This window comes from Novosphingobium sp., from assembly GCF_030699305.1.
Lineage (GTDB): Bacteria > Pseudomonadota > Alphaproteobacteria > Sphingomonadales > Sphingomonadaceae > Novosphingobium.
In genome coordinates this window covers 55,440-73,223 of sequence record NZ_JAUYNB010000010.1, presented here as the reverse complement: position 1 = coordinate 73,223, position 17,784 = coordinate 55,440, and the positions used below count along the sequence as shown (strand labels likewise).

Annotated in this window: 13 protein-coding genes; 7 read left to right on the top strand and 6 right to left on the bottom strand. The window is 64.5% G+C overall.

The window, feature by feature from the left end:
• Positions 1–3: 3 nt before the first annotated feature.
• The 6 genes from pepN (at position 4) to Q8Q53_RS03035 (ending at position 6,935) form a co-directional block, all read left to right on the top strand.
• Positions 4–2,613, top strand: a complete 2,610-nt coding sequence (gene pepN, locus Q8Q53_RS03060; RefSeq protein WP_305700282.1) for an aminopeptidase N — start codon at positions 4–6, stop codon at positions 2,611–2,613.
• A complete protein-coding gene (gene pgeF, locus Q8Q53_RS03055; RefSeq protein ID WP_305700281.1) occupies positions 2,606–3,373 on the top strand; it encodes a peptidoglycan editing factor PgeF in 768 nt (255 codons plus the stop codon). Before pepN ends, pgeF begins: the two co-directional genes overlap by 8 nt.
• 238 nt (positions 3,374–3,611) lie before the next feature.
• Positions 3,612–4,178, top strand: coding sequence for a ubiquinol-cytochrome c reductase iron-sulfur subunit (gene petA, locus Q8Q53_RS03050; protein ID WP_305700280.1), 567 nt, complete (start codon positions 3,612–3,614; stop codon positions 4,176–4,178).
• An 11-nt stretch (positions 4,179–4,189) separates the two neighbouring features.
• Positions 4,190–5,470 carry a cytochrome b/b6 gene (locus Q8Q53_RS03045; RefSeq protein ID WP_305700279.1) on the top strand — a complete coding sequence of 427 codons (1,281 nt, stop codon included), beginning with the start codon at positions 4,190–4,192 and terminating at the stop codon, positions 5,468–5,470.
• Positions 5,471–5,496: 26 nt separating this feature from the next.
• The gene (locus Q8Q53_RS03040; RefSeq protein ID WP_305700278.1) at positions 5,497–6,312 is read left to right on the top strand and encodes a cytochrome c1; all 816 of its coding nucleotides are present in this window, start codon (positions 5,497–5,499) and stop codon (positions 6,310–6,312) included.
• A gap of 86 nt (positions 6,313–6,398) precedes the next feature.
• Positions 6,399–6,935, top strand: coding sequence for an adenine phosphoribosyltransferase (locus Q8Q53_RS03035; RefSeq protein WP_305700277.1), 537 nt, complete (start codon positions 6,399–6,401; stop codon positions 6,933–6,935).
• Between the two features lie 21 nt (positions 6,936–6,956).
• Here Q8Q53_RS03035 and aqpZ read toward each other — a convergent pair whose 3' ends face one another.
• The 6 genes from aqpZ to Q8Q53_RS03005 form a co-directional block, all read right to left on the bottom strand.
• Positions 6,957–7,658 (bottom strand): aquaporin Z, encoded by a 702-nt coding sequence (gene aqpZ / locus Q8Q53_RS03030; RefSeq protein WP_305700276.1) that lies wholly within the window; start codon positions 7,656–7,658, stop codon positions 6,957–6,959.
• Positions 7,659–7,766: 108 nt separating this feature from the next.
• Positions 7,767–9,326: a glutamine-hydrolyzing GMP synthase gene (gene guaA, locus Q8Q53_RS03025; RefSeq protein ID WP_305700275.1), complete on the bottom strand. Its 1,560-nt coding sequence runs from the start codon at positions 9,324–9,326 to the stop codon at positions 7,767–7,769.
• 131 nt (positions 9,327–9,457) lie between these two features.
• Entirely contained in the window at positions 9,458–10,999 is a 1,542-nt protein-coding gene (locus Q8Q53_RS03020; protein ID WP_305700274.1) for a class I adenylate-forming enzyme family protein, read from the bottom strand.
• A gap of 392 nt (positions 11,000–11,391) precedes the next feature.
• On the bottom strand, positions 11,392–12,807 hold the full coding sequence (locus tag Q8Q53_RS03015; protein WP_305700273.1) for a M20/M25/M40 family metallo-hydrolase: 1,416 nt from the start codon (positions 12,805–12,807) through the stop codon (positions 11,392–11,394).
• A 28-nt stretch (positions 12,808–12,835) separates the two neighbouring features.
• Complete coding sequence (locus Q8Q53_RS03010) at positions 12,836–14,260, bottom strand: M20/M25/M40 family metallo-hydrolase (protein WP_305700272.1); 1,425 nt, start codon at positions 14,258–14,260, stop codon at positions 12,836–12,838.
• Between the two features lie 50 nt (positions 14,261–14,310).
• On the bottom strand, positions 14,311–15,147 hold the full coding sequence (locus Q8Q53_RS03005; RefSeq protein ID WP_305700271.1) for a class I SAM-dependent methyltransferase: 837 nt from the start codon (positions 15,145–15,147) through the stop codon (positions 14,311–14,313).
• 109 nt (positions 15,148–15,256) lie between these two features.
• Between Q8Q53_RS03005 and gyrB the strand changes: the two genes are divergently transcribed.
• Complete coding sequence (gyrB, locus tag Q8Q53_RS03000) at positions 15,257–17,779, top strand: DNA topoisomerase (ATP-hydrolyzing) subunit B (RefSeq protein WP_305700270.1); 2,523 nt, start codon at positions 15,257–15,259, stop codon at positions 17,777–17,779.
• Positions 17,780–17,784 lie beyond the last annotated feature (5 nt).

Below are 17,784 nucleotides of genomic sequence, written 5' to 3'. Positions count from 1 at the left end.
GTCATGGACATCACCGCCTCCCCCGCCGCCCCGCCGCCGATCATCCGCCGCGAAGACTATACCCCGCCTGCATGGCTGGTGCCGGAAGTGGCGCTGGCGTTCGAACTGGGGCTGGAATCAACGCAAGTGACCGCGATGCTGGACGTGCGGCGCAACCCCGCGAGCAGCGGACCGCCCACCCTGCGCCTGCATGGCGACGGGCTGACGGCGCAGGCGGTGCTGGTCGATGGCCAGCCGGTCAGTGACTGGCGGATGGACGGGGCCGATCTGCTGATCGAGCTGCCCGGCACAGCGCACCGCGTGACAATCACCACCGCGCTGAGTCCGGCGGCCAACAGCCAGCTGATGGGGCTTTACGCCTCGAACGGGATGCTCTGCACCCAGTGCGAGGCCGAGGGGTTCCGCCGGATCACCTTCTTCCCTGACCGGCCCGACGTCCTGTCGGTCTACCGCGTCCGGATGAGCGGGCCGAAGGACGTGTTCCCGATCCTGCTGTCGAACGGCAACTGCACCGCGCGCGGCGACGGTGAGGATGGCACCCACTGGGCCGAATGGCACGATCCCTGGCCCAAGCCGAGCTACCTGTTCGCGCTGGTCGCGGGGCAACTCGTGGCCAATTCCAGTACGTTCACAACTGTCAGCGGCCGCGCGGTCGAACTCAACATCTGGGTCCGCGACGGCGATCAGGACCGCACCCATCACGCGATGCAGGCGCTGAAGGATTCGATGAAATGGGACGAGGAGGTGTTCGGGCGCGAATACGATCTCGACCTGTTCAACATCGTCGCGGTGGCCGATTTCAACATGGGGGCGATGGAGAACAAGGGGCTGAACGTGTTCAACACCCGCTATATCCTGGCCGATCCCGATACCGCGACCGACATGGACTATGACGGGATCGAAGGTGTGGTCGCACACGAATACTTCCACAACTGGTCGGGCAACCGCGTCACCTGCCGTGACTGGTTCCAGCTCAGTCTGAAGGAAGGCTTCACCGTGCTGCGCGACCAGCTGTTCAGCGCCGACATGGGGAGCGCAGCGGTCAAGCGGATCGAGGATGTGCGGGTGCTGCGTTCGGCCCAGTTCCCGGAAGATTCCGGCCCGCTGGCGCACCCGATCCGGCCTGATGCGTTCCAGGAAATCTCCAACTTCTATACCGCCACGATCTATAACAAGGGCGCGGAAGTGATCCGGATGATGCGGACACTGGCGGGGCCGGAGCGGTTCCGGCAGGGCACCGACCTTTATTTTGACCGCCACGACGGCGATGCGGCGACCTGCGAGGATTTCATCAAGGCGATCGAGGACGGGGCCGGGCTGGACCTGACCCAGTTCCGCCGCTGGTATGCGCAGGCCGGCACTCCCAAAGTCACCGCGCGGCTGGATCACACCGGCGATGTCGCCACGCTGACCCTGTCGCAGACCGTGCCGGCCACGCCGGGTCAGACCGACAAACAGCCGATGGTGATCCCGCTCCGGCTGGCACTGTTCAACCGCCAGACCGGGCAGCACGGCGGTGAGCAGCTGGTGACACTGAGCGAACCGGAGGCCAGCTTCAGCTTCCCCGGCTTCACCAGCCGCCCGGTGCTGTCGATCAACCGCGGCTTTTCCGCGCCGGTCGCGATCGATGCCGATACCAGCGCCGAGGATCTGGTGTTCCTGGCGGCGCACGATGACGATCCGTTTGCCCGCTATGAAGCGATGCAGCAGCTGGTGGTCCAGCATCTTGTCGCGGCCGTCAGCGGCGGACTGGACGTGCGTGCGCGCGAATCCGGCCGTGCGGCGATTCGCGGCGCACTGCCGGCGGTGATCGCCGATCCCGCGCTGGATGACCTGATGCGCGGCGAACTGATGATTCTGCCGGGCGAGGCCTATCTGGCCGAACAGCTGCTGGTCGCCGATCCGGGCGCGATCCATGCCGAGCGGGAAGGGCTGAAGGCCTATCTGGGAGCCAGCCTGAAAGCGCAGCTGCGCGAACTCCATGCCCGGGCCAGCGCCGTCCCCTATGGCCTGTCCGCTGCCGCGCGCGGCGCGCGCAAGCTCAAGACGCAGGCGCTGGTCTATCTGGCGGCCGGGGCGACGGATGAAGCCGCCACGCTGGCCGCTGCGCAGTTCGATCACGCGGACAACATGACTGACCGGCAAGGCGCGCTGATGGTGCTGAGCGGCCTGCAAACCCCGCTGCGCGAGGCCAAGCTGGCCGCGTTCCACCAGCGGTTTGCCGATAACGCGCTGGTGATCGACAAGTGGTTCTCGCTCCAGGCCGGATCGCTCCACCCGCAGACGCTGGGCCATGTGACCGCGCTGGCCGCGCATCCGGATTTCACCCTGCACAACCCCAACCGGGTCCGCGCGCTCTATATGGCGATGGCGGTCAACCCGCAGGCGTTCCATGCGGCCAGCGGGGCAGGCTACCGGATGATCGCGGACCTGATTCTGGCGCTCGATCCCTTGAACGCGCAGACCGCCGCGCGATTCGTCGCGCCGCTGGGTCGGTGGAAGCGAATCGAGCCGGGCCGCGCCGCGTTGATGCGGGCCGAGCTGGAACGCATTCTGGCGGCGCCCAAGCTGTCGCGCGATACCTTTGAGCAAGTGAGCAAAAGCCTTGGCTGAGCCGGTCGAGGTCAACCGCGCGGCCGTGCTGGCGGGCGTGCCGCACGGCTTCCTGGGGCGGCGCGGCGGGGTTTCGACCGGCCTGGTCGCGGGGCTGAACGTCGGGCTGGGCGCAGGCGATGCGGACGCAGCGGTGCAACGCAACCGCGCGCTGGCGGTTGCTGCGGTGCTGCCCGGCGCGCGACTGGCGACGGTCTATCAGGTCCATTCCGCCGATTGTGCGGCGGTGACGGAGCCATGGCCCGATGCCGAACGCCCCCACGCCGATGCGCTGGTGACCGACCGGCCGGGCGTGCTGCTGGGCATCGTGACTGCCGATTGCGTGCCGGTGCTGCTGGCGGACCGCGTGGCGGGCGTGGTCGGTGCGGCCCATGCGGGGTGGAAAGGCGCGGTTGGCGGCGTAACCGATGCGACGATCGCCGCGATGGAGGCGCTGGGTGCGCAGCGGGACCGGATCGTGGCGGCGGTTGGTCCGTGCATCGCGCAGGCCAGTTATGAAGTGGATGATGCGTTTTACGCCCGGTTTGCCGGGGAGGCGGCGCAGAATGTGCGGTTCTTTGCACCCGGCGCGCCCGGACACTGGCAATTCGACCTGGCAGGCTATGTTGCGGCGCGGCTGGAAAGCGGCGGCTGCGCACAAGTTGAGCCGCTGGGACTGGACACTTACCCCGATGCGCAGCGGTTCTATTCCTTCCGCCGCGCGACCCACCGGGCCGAGCCGAACTATGGTCGCCAGATATCGCTGATCGGCCTTGCTTGAGCGGTGCGCGCACAGCGCAACAATTCTTGTAAAAATGGCTGTTGGCATCTGCCCCCCTTGCGTCTATCAGGCGCGCCAAATCGTTAGTTCGTGCGGCCTTGGGTCGGGGGCGAACGGTTGATGCAGGGGCCGGTTGCAAAGTTACTCCGAACCGCCCCGCGCGTTGGATTTGGGAAGGTTTTTCAGGTGCGCAAGGTGCGTTGCCGGGGAAACCAGCAGAAGCAGGATACGTTCGACCATGGCAGAAGATGCTGGCATCGACACTCCGACCCTCGCTGTCGAGGCAGGGGTCCGTCGGCGCGATTTCATCAATATCGCTGCGGTCAGCGCGGCGGGTGTCGGCGGTCTCGCCACGCTCTACCCGCTGATCAGCCAGATGTCGGCATCGAAAGACGTGCTGGCGCTAAGCTCGACCGAAGTTGATATCAGCGCGATCGAGCCGGGTCAGGCAATCAAGTCGATCTTCCGCAAACAGCCGGTGTTCATCCGCAACCTGACCCCGGCGGAAATCGCCGAAGCGGACAAGGTTGACGTGGCGTCCCTGCGCGATCCGCAGACGCTGGCGGAACGCACGCAGGAAGGCCACGAAAACTGGCTGATCACGATGGGCGTTTGCACCCACCTCGGCTGCGTGCCGTCCGGTGTGGCCGACGGCGAAGTGAAGGGTGAGTATGGCGGCTATTTCTGCCCGTGCCACGGCTCGCACTATGATGTTGCCGCCCGCATCCGCAAAGGCCCCGCGCCGCTGAACCTGCAGGTTCCGGAATACACATTCCTGTCCGACACCGTCGTGAAGATCGGCTGAGGTAGACCATCATGAGCTTCCCCTGGGCAAACGAATACAAGCCGAGCCACCCGCTGATGCAGTGGATGGATGAAAAGCTGCCGCTTCCCCGCCTTGTCTACAATGCGGTCGGCAGTGGGTATGAGGTTCCGCGCAACCTCAACTACATGTATAACTTCGGCATCCTGGCCGGGCTGTGCCTGATGATCCAGATCATCAGCGGCGTGGTGCTGGCGATGCATTACGCGCCGAACACGCTGGTGGCGTTCGATTCGACCGAGCACATCATGCGCGACGTCAACTGGGGCTGGATGCTGCGCTATGGCCATGCCAACGGTGCCTCGGCCTTTTTCATCGTGATCTATGCGCACATTTTCCGCGGCTTCTATTACGGTTCGTACAAGGCACCGCGCGAAATGGTGTGGCTGCTGGGCGTCGTGATCTTCCTGCTGATGATGGCCACCGCCTTCCTTGGTTACGTGTTGCCGTGGGGCCAGATGAGCTTCTGGGGCGCACAGGTCATCACCGGCCTGTTCAGTGCGATCCCGCTGGTTGGCGATCCGCTGCGCGAATGGCTGCTGGGCGGATTTGCGCCGGACAACGCCGCGCTCAACCGCTTCTTCTCGCTGCACTTCCTGCTGCCGTTCGTGATCCTGGGCGTGGTGATCCTCCACATCTGGGCGCTGCACATCAACGGTTCGACCAACCCGACCGGCGTCGAAGTGAAGACCAAGAGCGATACCGTTTCGTTCCACCCGTATTACACGGCCAAGGATGGCTGGACGGTTGGTCTGTTCATGCTGATCTACAGCGCGTTCGTGTTCTTCATGCCGAACGCGCTGGGCCACCCGGACAACTACATTCCGGCCAACCCGATGCAGACTCCGGCGCACATCGTTCCGGAATGGTATTTCTGGCCGTTCTACGCGATCCTGCGCGCCTTCACGGTCGACTTCCTGATCGTTCCGGCGAAGCTGATGGGCGTGCTCGCCATGTTCAGCGCGATCCTGGTGTGGTTCTTCCTCCCCTGGCTCGACAAGTCGCCGGTCCGTTCGGCCAAGTTCCGCCCGCTTTACCGGAAGTTCTTCTGGGTGCTCGTGCTGGACGTCGCGGTCCTGGCTTACTGCGGCGGCGCTCCCGCCGAGGAGCCGTTCGTGATGATCAGCCAGATCGCCTCGTTGTACTACTTCCTCCACTTCTTTGTGATTGTGCCGATCGTTTCCTCGATCGAGCGGCCCGATCCGCTGCCCTTCTCGATCACGGAAAGCGTGCTCGGCCATGATGGGCAGTCGGCGCTCGGCGCCAAGGCCTGAACTCCAGCGAGGGACAAGAGAGACCCATGATCCGCATCTTCTCCATCCTCGTCGGCGCGTTCTTCTCGCTTGCGTTGCTGCTGGCCGTGTTGACCGGTGCCTACAGCTACGTGACGGAACCCCCGGCCAAGACCGTCGAAGCCACGTTCTATGAACACCCGGAAAAGCTGGCGCTGGCCAGTGACGGCGTGTTCGGCAAGTTCGATCGGCAACAGCTGCAGCGCGGCTTCCAGGTTTACAAGGAAGTCTGCGCCGCGTGTCACTCGTTGAAGCACGTTGCGTTCCGCGACCTTTCGGCGCTGGGCTACAACGAAGCCGAAGTGAAGGCGATCGCCGCCAGCTACACGGTCAACGCGCAGGACCCGCTGACCGGTGAGTTCAAGGATCGGCCGGGCATGGCTGCCGACAAGTTCCCGCCGGTGGTCTATGCCGGCAAGGGCGTTCCGCCAGATCTGTCGCTGATCACCAAATCGCGTCACGGCGGGGCGGCCTATATCCATTCGCTGTTGATCGGATATTCCGAACAGCCGGCTGAACTGATCAAGGCCTTCCCCGACGCCAAGACTCCGGATGGGCTGTATTACAACCGCTACTTCCCGACCCTGAACCTGTCGATGCCTGCTCCGATCACCAGCGAAGGCCAGGTGACTTACGGCGATGGCACCAAGGCGACGGTTGACCAGATGTCGGCGGACGTATCGGCGTTCCTCGTCTGGACTGCCGAACCGGAACTGGAAAAGCGCCGTCAGACCGGCCTGTGGTGGATGGGCTTCCTGCTCTTCACGACCGTGCTGGCCTACATGGCATACCGCAACATCTGGGCGGAAAAGAAGGGCCACTAAGGCCGTTCCCGCCCCGATGGTGGACCGATAAACGCCCCTTGCACCCCGGTGCAGGGGGCGTTTCTCATTTGTGCGAGAGCATCCTGATGACCCCTGCCGACCTTAAAGCGCTGATCCGCACGGTCCCCGACTTCCCCAAGCCGGGCATCCTGTTCCGTGACATCACCACGCTGATTGCCGATGGGGCTGGCTTCGCTGCAACCATCGACCTGCTGGCCGACCAAACGCTGGCCGCGAAAGCTGAGGCGATTGCCGGGATGGAGGCGCGCGGCTTCATCTTTGGCGCGGCGGTTGCCGCCAGTCTGGCCTTGCCGTTCCTGCCGGTCCGCAAGCCCGGCAAGCTGCCCGTGCCAGTGCTCTCGATCGACTATGCGCTGGAATACGGGACCGACACGCTGGAGGTCGATCCCAGCGCGATCCACACCGGACAGCGGGTCATCATCATCGACGATCTGATCGCCACCGGCGGGACCGCCACCGCTGCGGTCAGGTTGTTGCGCAGCGCCGGAGCGCAAGTCGATCAGGCGCTGTTCGCGATCGATCTGCCCGATCTGGGCGGGGCAGAGCGTCTGCGCGCCCTGGATGTCCGGGTCAGTGCCCTGATGGACTTCCCCGGCCACTGACCGGGGAAGTCATGGACAGTGTCACTCGCTGTCGGCGATCACGGTCTTGTAAATCCAGCCGCCCAGCGCTCCGCCGATCAGCGGGGCCAGCCAGAACACCCACAGCTGTTGCAGGGCAATCCCGCCCTCAACCAGCGCAGGACCCGTGCTGCGGGCCGGATTAACCGAGGTGTTGGTGACCGGGATCGAAATGAGGTGGATCAGCGTCAGCGCCAGACCGATGGCCACCGGCGCCATCCCGGCGGGCGCATTGGGGTGCGTCGCCCCCATGATAATGAACAGAAACAGGCCCGTCAGGATCACTTCGATCAGGAACCCGGCAATCAGGCTGTAACCGCCCGGTGAATGGCCTTCGACCCCGTTGCTGGCCAGTCCGGTTGCCGCCACGTCCCACCCGGCCTTGCCGCTGGCAATGAAGTAGAGTGTGAAAGCCGCGATGATCGCACCGACCACTTGCGCCAGAACATAAGGCAGGATGTCGCGGGCGGGGAAGCGTCCACCAGCCCAGAGCCCCAGCGTCACAGCGGGGTTGAAATGCCCGCCCGATACGTGCCCTACGGCATAGGCCATCGTGACAACTGACAGGCCAAAGGCCAGACTGACCCCCAGAAAGCCGATCCCCAGCCCCGGAAAACCGGCGGCGAGAACGGCGCTTCCGCACCCTCCGAACACCAGCCAGAACGTGCCGAAAGTCTCAGCGAGCAACCGATTGGTCTGATTCATCTTCCCCTCCGAACGTTGTCGTTGCAACGAATGGAAAGGCTGCGCCCGATTGAACCGGCGGTAAAGCCTGATTTTATTACAGGTCCGGGGGTGGGGCTGGGCTTGGGGTCATTCCCATTCGATCGTGCCGGGGGGCTTGGAGGTATAGTCATAGACCACCCGGTTGATGCCCTTCACCTCGTTGATGATGCGGGTGGCGCAGCGGCTGAGGAAGGCGGCGTCGAACGGATAGATGTCCGCCGTCATCCCGTCGGTGCTGGTCACGGCCCGCAGCGCGCAGACGTTATCGTAAGTCCGCCCGTCCCCCATCACGCCCACGGTCTTGACCGGCAGCAACACGGCGAAAGCCTGCCAGATTGCGTCATAAAGGCCCGCGTTGCGGATTTCTTCAAGGTAGATTGCATCGGCCTTGCGCAGCACATCGCAGCGTTCGCGCGTGACTTCGCCGGGGATGCGGATCGCCAGGCCCGGTCCGGGGAAGGGATGGCGGCCGACGAACACGTCGGGCAGGCCCAGTTCCCGGCCCAGCTCGCGCACTTCGTCCTTGAACAGTTCGCGCAAGGGTTCGACCAGCTGCATGTTCATCCGTTCGGGCAGGCCGCCGACGTTGTGGTGGCTCTTGATCGTGACCGACGGCCCACCGGTAAACGAGACGCTTTCGATCACGTCCGGATAGAGCGTGCCCTGTGCCAGGAATTCGGCGCCGCCGACCTGCTTGGCCTCGGCCTCGAACACGTCGATGAAGGTCTTGCCGATGAACTTGCGCTTGGCTTCGGGGTCGGTCACTCCGGCCAGCCCGCCCAGGAACAGCGCGGATACGTCCTTGTGGATCAACGGGATGTTGTAATGGCCGCGGAACAGGCTGACGACCTGATCGGCTTCACCCATGCGCATCAGGCCGTGATCGACGAACACGCAGGTCAGCTGATCGCCGATGGCTTCGTGGATCAGCACGGCGGCCACGGCCGAATCGACCCCGCCGGACAGGCCGCAGATCACCTTGCCATCACCCACTTGCGCACGGATTTCGGCGATCTTGGTCTTGCGGAACTCCGCCATCGTCCAGTCACCGGTCAGGCCGCAGACGTGGCGCACGAAGTTCTTGAGCAGCTTGCCGCCATCGGGGGTGTGGACCACTTCGGGGTGGAACTGCATCGCGTAGATGCGTTTTTCATCGTTGGCGATCACGGCGAACGGCGCGCCGGGGCTGGCGGCGACCGGGCGGAAACCGGGGGCCAGATGGGTGACCTTGTCGCCGTGGCTCATCCAGACCTGGTGCTTTTCGCCTGCGGCCCACAGACCGTCGAACAGGGCGCAACCATCTGAAACTTCGATGAAAGAACGGCCAAACTCACCCGCGTCACCTTGCAGCACTTCGCCGCCCAGCTGATGCATCAGCGCCTGCTGGCCGTAACAGATGCCCAGCATCGGCAGCCCTGAATCGAGGATTTCCTGCGGAATACGCGGCCCTTCGGCATCGAGCACCGAGGCGGGCGAGCCGGACAGGATGATCCCCTTCGGCTGCATCCGCGCGAACGCGGCGGCGGCCTGGGTAAAGGGGGCGATTTCGGAATAGACCCCCGCTTCGCGGACGCGGCGGGCGATCAGCTGGGTTACCTGGCTGCCGAAATCGACAATGAGGATGGAATCGGATGGCTGGATGGTCATGTCTGGCCGATAAAGACGCCGCCGCGCGGTGGCAAGGGCAGGCGCGGCGGTTTCCCGCACCAAGGCCTGCCCAAGCGGCACCAACGGGCCTCAACCCCTGCCACAACCACCGTCAAGCGGTCCCGAACAGCCTATTGGGCGATCGCGATCTCGCGCAGGTCTGTTTTCAGCAGCTTGCCAATGTGGCTGCGCGGCATTTCGGCAATGGCATGGAGCGCGGAGACGCGCTGCGTCTTGCCAAGGCGGCTGTTGGTGATGGCGCGGATATCCTCAAGGCTGTCGTCGCCGGTGCCGGGCTTCAGCACCACGAAGCCGACCGGAGTTTCACCCCACTGGTCAGAGGGGATGCCCACGACGGCGGCTTCGACCACGCGGTCGTCCTTGGCCAGTTCCGTTTCCAGGTCGATCGGGAAGATGTTGAACCCGCCAGAGATGATCACGTCCTTGGTCCGCCCGACCAGTTCGACGAACCCCTCTTCGTCCACCCGCCCGACATCACCCATCCGCTGCCAGGTGCTGCCGTCAGCCGGATCGGCCCAGTACCCTTCGCGGGTCATTTCGGGCTGGTTCTTGTAGCCGAGCATCATCGTGGGCGATTTGCCGACCAGTTCGCCTGCGACGCCGGGGGCAACTTCGTGGCCGTCTTCGTCCAGCACTTTCAGGAAGTGGCCGGGGGCGGGCTTGCCCACGGTGTGCAGCTTGTCGGGGTGTTCGTGGATCGGGAAGATACACGCCACCCCGCCTTCGGTCATGCCATAGATCTCGATCAGTCCGCCGGGCATCCGCGCCAGCACTTCTGCCTTGAGATCGGCGGGGAACGGGGCGGAGGTGCAATACTTCATCCGCATGGAAGACAGGTCGTACGCGTCGAAGCGTTCGAACTGCATCAGGCGGCGGTATTGCACCGGCACCAGCATGGTGTGGGTGATCCGTTCATCCTGCGCGCGGTTCAGCCAGCCTTCGGTATCGAACTTGCCCATCAGTGATACGTATCCGCCCGAATAGAGCGTCGGCAGGAATACGGCCATGGTGGTGTTGGAATAGAGCGGGGTGGAGGTGAGCGTGCGGCTGTCTTGCCCGTAATTCAGCGCCGCGCGGAACGTCATCTGCCGCCAGCGCATGCCGTGGCTGTGCACGATCCCCTTGGGAACCCCGGTCGTGCCAGAGGAGTAGATGATGTTGAGCGGGTCTTGCTCGGCTGGCTCGAACGGCGCGGCCTTGGTGCCAGCGGGGGCCATGAAGTTGTCCAGATCCTCGTCCAGCACGATCTGGTGGGCGACCGGCAGCTTGAAATCGCCCAGTTCGGTCAGCTTGGCGCGGTCGATGAACAAATGGATCGCACCCGAATCGCTCACCATGCCGGCCAGCTGGTCGGGGCTGGCGCTGGTGGTCAGCGGCGCGGCGCAGCCACCCGCGCGGATCGCGGCGAGGTAGAGCAGCGCATAGTTGACCGTGGTCGTGCCCAGGATGGCGACGGCTTGTCCGCGCTCCAGCCCGTCCGCCTGCAGGCGGGCGGCAATCCGTTCCACGCGGTCCGCTGTTTCGCGCCACGACAGCCGGGTGCTGCCGTCGAACAGGGCATCGGCATCGCCGCGGTATTCACCCCAGGCGGCGATCAGGCCGGGGAAGGAGCCGAATTCGGCATCAAGTTGGGCGGCGGGGTTGCTGGTCATTGCGCGGCTGGCCTCTTCAGGATTGTTATTTGCCTTGTCATGGCGCGGCTTGGCCGGTGCCTGCAACGATGAATTGCAGATCAGAACCCTTTCCCGACGATTACGGCGGTGGTTGCAAAATATGCAACAAGTGTGACGGCCTTTGCACTGGCAATCTCTACCATAATACTTATGTTGCAAGTGCGAACAACGCTTCGCTACACCAACCAAGGAGGCACACGATGCGCAATCTTATCGTCGCAGTGCTGCCGTTCATCGCTGCTGCTGGTTTCAGCGGCCTGATGTTTTCCGCCACGCTCGCCTGAGCGTCGGAGTAGCAGCACTCCCAAACAGCAAAGGCCGCCGCGCCCCAACCGGCGCGGCGGCCTTTGCCCGTTATGGTGCCGGCCAGGCTATTTGCTCGACAGAACCTTGACCAGATCGAACAGGTAATCGCGCCCGGCATAGAGCGACTTCACCCCGATCCGTTCATTCAGGCCATGCGCGCCATTGCCGTCGGGATCGCCCCACGCACCGGGCACGCCGTAAGTCGGGATGCCGACGGCAGCGAGATAAAGCGCATCGGTTGCGCCCGTTGCCATGTTCGGAATCACCGGCACGCCGGGGAAGTGCTTGGCGACCAGCTGTTCCATCGGCCCGATGATCGCCGGGTCCATCGGCGGCGCCTTGGCAATCGGCTTGCCCTTCACGCGCTGTTCGACCGTGACCTTCGGATTGCCGATCTCGCGCTCCAGCGCGGCCTGGGTTTCTTCCGCCGTGCGGCCGGGGAACATCCTGCAATTGACGTTGGCGGTCACCGTCTGCGGCAGCGCGTTCAGCGCATGGCCGCCATCGACCAGCGTGGCGACGCAGGTGGTGCGCAGCATCGAATGGAGCATCTTGTCCTTGTTCACGATGGCTTCGGCGGCGCTGTCGGCCGGGTTGGCAACCAGCGCCTGCATCGCCGCGCCCGTTTCACCGCCGCGCTGCGCCCCGGCCTTGGTGAAGAACGCGCGGGTGGTGTCGTTGAATTCCACCGGGAAGCGATAGTCGCGGATTTTCGCGATGGCATCGGCCATCACATAGATCGCGTTATCAGGCACTGGCTGGCTGGAATGGCCGCCGGGGTTGGTCGTGGTCAGGGTAAAGTCCTGATAGGCCTTTTCGCCGATCTGGATGGTCTGGACCAGCAGCTTGCCCTTGCCGTCGGACCGTCCGCCGCCACCTTCGTTCAGCGCAAACGCCGCGTCGATCAGGTCGCGCTGGTTGTTGGCCAGCCATTCCGCGCCGTTGAACGCGCCGCTGGTTTCCTCACCGCAGGTCAGCGCCATCTTGATCGTGCGCTTGGGCTTGTAGCCAGACTTGGCAAAGCGGACGAGCGTATCGGTCCAGATCGCGGCCTGTGATTTGTCGTCCGCCGCCCCGCGTGCATAGAAATAGCCGTTCTCCTCGATCAGGGTGAACGGATCGCGGGTCCAGTCGGCCCGGTTGGCCTCGACCACGTCGATATGCGCCAGCAGCAGCATCGGCTTCAGCTTCTTCGACGTGCCGGGATAGGTCGCCACCAGGCTGCCTTCCTTGGGATGATCGCTGGTGAACAGCACTTTCAGCTGGTCATCGCGCATCCCCGCCGCTTTCAGGCGGGCCGCCATGCGTTCTGCCGCCAGCGTGCAGTTGCCCGCCGACAGGGTCGTGTTGGTTTCCACCAGTTCCTTGTAAAGCCCGCGGAATTCGGCCTGATCGGGGCGGATCGGCGGATCGGCGGATTGCGCCTGCGCGGCGCCTCCCAATACGGTGGCACCCAGCAGTGCGGCGGCAAGCAATCTCATGAAATTCCCCTCGGTTGTGACAGCCAGATCATTGCCCGGCATAAGCCTTGATCAGGTCGAACAGAAAATCGCGGCCAACATAAAGCGAGCGCGCCTCAATCCGCTCGTTCAGGCCGTGAACGCCGTTGCCATCTGGATCACCCCAGGCACCGGGAACCCCGTAAGTCGGGATTCCGACAGCGCCGAGGAACGTGGCGTCGGTGTAGCCATTGGCCATCGCCGGCACGAGCGGAACGCCCGGGAAGTAACGGGCCACCAGCTTGCGGGCCGGTTCCATCACGCGCGGGTCAAGCGGCGGCGCGGGCGGTGTCGGGCGCAGCGGCGGCAGCGCGGTGATGGCTACGTCCGGATCGCCGATGATGCGCCCCAGTTCGGCCCGGATCGCTTCGACCGAGTGTCCGGGAAAGATCCGGCAGTTGACGTAAGCGCCGGCCCGCTGCGCCAGTGCGTTGCGGGCATGGCCGCCGTCCAGCATGGTCGCCACGCAGGTTGTGCGCAGGTTCGAATGCAGGAACGGGTCGGCGTTGACGATCGCCGCTGCGGACTTGTCCGCAGGATTGGCGGCCAGCGCCACCATCGCTGTCCCGATCGCATCCTTGCGGCCTGCGCCTGCCTCGCGGAAATAGGTTTGCGTCGTGTCGGTAAACTCGATCGGAAACTCATGGGCTTCCAGCTTCGCAAGCGCGCGGGTCAGCTGGTAGATGGCGTTGTCGGGCCGGGGGACCGAACTGTGCCCGCCCGGATTGCGCGTTTCCAACCGGTAATTGGCAAACGTTTTTTCGCCGACCTGTATCACCTGCTCGACGACCTTGCCCTTGCCGTCCGATGATCCGCCGCCGCCTTCGTTGAGTGCGAATTCGGCGTCGATCAGGGCGCGGCGGTTGGCCGCCAGCCATTCAACCCCGTTGAAAGCGCCATTGGTTTCCTCGCCGCAGGTGAGTGCGATCTTGACGGTGCGTTTCGGTTTGTAGCCGGTTTGCTGAAAGCGGATCAGCGTATCGACCAGCGTGGCTGCCATCGCCTTGTTGTCCGACACCCCGCGCCCATACAGATAGCCATCCTCTTCGATCAGGCTGAACGGATCGCGGGTCCAGTCCTCGCGCCTGGCCTCGACCACATCGATATGCGCGATTGCCAGAATCGGTTTCAGCACTTTCGACGTGCCGGGGTAAACGGCCACCAGCCCGCCTTCGCGGGGATTTTCGGGTGTAGCAAACAGGGTAATCCGGTCATCCGGCATACCCGCCGCCCTGAGCCGCGCGGCCATGCGCTCGGCCGCCAGCGTGCAGCTGCCGGTTGACAGCGTGGTATTGGTTTCCACCAGTTCCTTGAACAGCGCGCGGTATTCGACCTGATCGGGACGGAGCGTGGCGCCTTGTGCAGCGGCGGTTCCGGCCAGCAGGGTTCCGGTTATCAGGGTTCCGGCCAGCAGGGCAGAGAGGGTCATGCGCATCGGGCTACCTCTGGGTCAGGGACTGAAGGGTCGCGCTTGTTTGAGCAGCTTTAGCGCGCCGATGGAAGAGGGTCGCGAATCGCCACCCAATAACCCATCGTCGGCGCGGCCTTGTCCCACAGGCGGGGACGCCAATAGCGCGCATTCCAGGCCATCAGGCGGGACAGCCAGGCGTCTGCCAGCACGAATGCGCGGTTGTCCCACACCTGGCGCAGCCCCAGCCGCCGGGCGACCTGCTGCAAGCCCGGAAAGCCTGCGAGCGATCTGGCGCGGATGGTGAACCCGGCCTCAGTCAGCATCCGGTCCATCAGCGCGCGGGGAATGCCGCGTTCGTGCGCGGTCAGGCCGGGCCGGGGGGCGCGGAAATCGCCCAGCGAGACAATCGGTTCGCGCAGGATCAGCGGTGCGCCGGGGGTCAGCACGCGCGCCAGTTCGGCCAGCACTTCGGACACGTTGGGGATGTGGTGCAACACGCCGAAACTGCACGCCAGATCGCACGCGCCGTCCGGCAGGTCGAGCTTTCCGCGCATGGTCGGCATCCGGTATTCGGCCGGGGCTTCCGCGATCGTTTCGCGCCAGAACCCGCGCCCCGGCTCGACCGCGATGAAGCGGTCAACTTGTCCCGCAAACACGCCGTATTCCCCCCCGTCCGCCGCACCCAGTGCCAGCGCGGCGGCATAGCGGCGCAGCGGCAGGTGCCGCAGTGCATGGTAGCGGTGGACCGCGCCGGTGGGGTTTTCGCGCGCGCCACCGGTCAGTTCGAAGTAGCCCTGCTCCTCGCTGGCGAACCAGGCGGCCAGCCCGGCGTCGTCCAGCCCTTCGCCATAGAGCGCATGGCCGGTCAGCTGGTCCGGGGTGGGAGCGGGCAGGGCGGAATCGCGGTGCATGACGGCGGTCGTATCGCAATCGGGCGAAAATGCCCAACCTTGGGGAAAAATACACGGCTGCGGGGCGGTTTGACTTGGGATTTGGGGGGGCATTGCCTATAGCCTTGCCATGTCTGAACCACGCGAAAACATCCCGAACACCAATTCCTATGGCGCGGATTCGATCAAGGTCCTCAAGGGCCTTGATGCCGTGCGCAAGCGCCCCGGCATGTACATCGGCGATACCGACGATGGGTCAGGCCTGCACCACATGGTGTTCGAAGTGTCGGACAACGCGATTGACGAGGCGCTGGCCGGGCACTGCGATCTGGTGCTGATCGAGATCAACCCCGATGGCTCTGTCTCGGTCGAGGATAACGGGCGCGGCATCCCCACCGGCATCCACAGCGAAGAGGGCGTGTCCGCCGCCGAAGTGATCATGACCCAGCTCCACGCGGGCGGGAAGTTTGAAAACACCAGCGAAGACAACGCCTACAAGGTGTCGGGCGGCCTGCACGGGGTGGGCGTTTCGGTGGTCAACGCGCTGTCGGAATGGCTGGAACTGACGATCTGGCGCGACGGTGAAGAACACTGGATGAAGTTTGCCCACGGCGATGCGGTGGCTCCGCTGATCGTCCGCGGCCCCGCGCCCGACAACGGCAAGGGCGTGCCGAAAAAGGGCACCCGCGTGACGTTCCTCGCTTCGGAGGAAACATTCAAGAACGTCACCGTCTATGACTTCGACAAGCTTGAGCATCGCTACCGCGAGCTCGCCTTCCTCAACTCCGGCGTGCGCATCCTGCTGCGCGACTTGCGCGGAGAGGAAGCGAAGGAGCATGATCTGTTTTACGAAGGCGGGATTGCCGCGTTCGTGCGCTATCTGGATCGCAACAAGGTGGCGCTGCTGCCCGATCCGATCGCGATTTCGTCCGAGCGTGACGGGATCGGCATCGACGTCGCGCTGGAATGGAACGATTCGTATTACGAAAACGTCCTGTGCTTCACCAACAACATCCCGCAGCGCGATGGCGGCACGCATCTGGCCGCGTTCCGCGCCGCGCTGACCCGCACGCTCAACAACTATGCCGAAAAGACCGGCCTTCTGAAGAAGGAAAAGGTCAGCCTGACCGGCGATGACATGCGCGAAGGGCTGACCGCGATTGTCTCGGTCAAGCTGCCCGATCCGAAGTTCTCCAGCCAGACCAAGGACAAGCTGGTCTCGTCCGAAGTGCGCCAGCCGCTGGAAAGCCTGATGGCTGACCGGCTGAGCGACTGGCTGGAAGAAAACCCCGCCCATGCCAAGCAGGTCGTCGGCAAGATCATCGACGCCGCCGCCGCCCGCGAAGCCGCCCGGCGCGCGCGTGAACTCACCCGCCGCAAGGGCGCGATGGACATTGCCAGCCTGCCCGGCAAGCTGGCGGATTGCCAGGAACGCGATCCCAGCAAGTGTGAACTGTTCCTGGTCGAAGGGGATTCGGCTGGCGGCAGTGCCAAGCAGGGGCGTGACCGCCACTATCAGGCGATCCTGCCCTTGAAGGGCAAGATACTGAACGTGGAGCGCGCCCGGTTTGACCGGATCATTTCATCGAAGGAAGTCGGTACGCTGATCCAGGCGATGGGCACCGGGATCCGCGATGAATTCAACCTCGCAAAGCTGCGCTATCACAAGATCGTGATCATGACCGACGCCGACGTCGACGGCGCGCATATCCGCACGCTGCTGCTGACGTTCTTCCACCGCCAGATGCCGGAAATCATCCGGGGCGGACATTTGTTCATCGCCCAGCCGCCGCTCTACAAGGTCAACAAGGGCCGCAGCGAAGTCTATCTGAAGGACAACGCCGCGCTCGATCGCTATCTGGTCGAAGCTGGCCTCGCTGGCCGCGTGCTGGAAACCGCCGGCGGCGCGCGCGGTGGCAAGGAACTGGAAGCGCTGGTCGAACACGCGATGCGGATGCGCAGCCTGATGGGCTTCGTGCCCAGCCGCTATGACCCCGCGATTATCGAGGCGCTGGCGATGGCCGGGGTGCTCCATCCCGATATCGACCGCGCGGGCCGCGAAGCCGCGCTGGCGAAAGTGGCGATCTGGCTCGACGCCGGGGACCGCGATGCCCGCTGGACTGCCGAACTGACCGAAGACGGCGCGGTGATGGTCAAGCGGCTGTGGCGCGGCGTGACCGATGCCTATCCGATCGACGCGGCCTTCCTGGTCAGCCCGGAAGCGCGCAAGCTGGCGCGTCTCGCCGCCGAAAACGTCGACGTTTATGCCAGCCCGGTGCGGCTGGTGCGCGCCACCGCGGCGGTGGAGGAAGCGCCTGAGCCGGACGCAGAAGCCACCGACGATGAGCCCCCCGCCGCCCGTCCGGTGGCAGCCAAGGACCAGATCACCCGTCCGTCCGAACTGCTCGACGCGGTGCTGGCCGGTGGCCGCAAGGGCCTCGCCATCGCCCGCTACAAGGGGCTGGGTGAAATGAACGCGGAGCAGCTCTGGGAAACCACGCTCGACCCCGAACACCGCGCGCTGCTGCAGGTGAAGGTCGAAGATGCTGACGTTACGGATGAAATCTTCACCCGCCTGATGGGCGACGTTGTCGAACCCCGCCGCGAATTCATCCAGGAAAACGCGCTGAACGTGGCCAACCTCGACGTTTGAGAGAG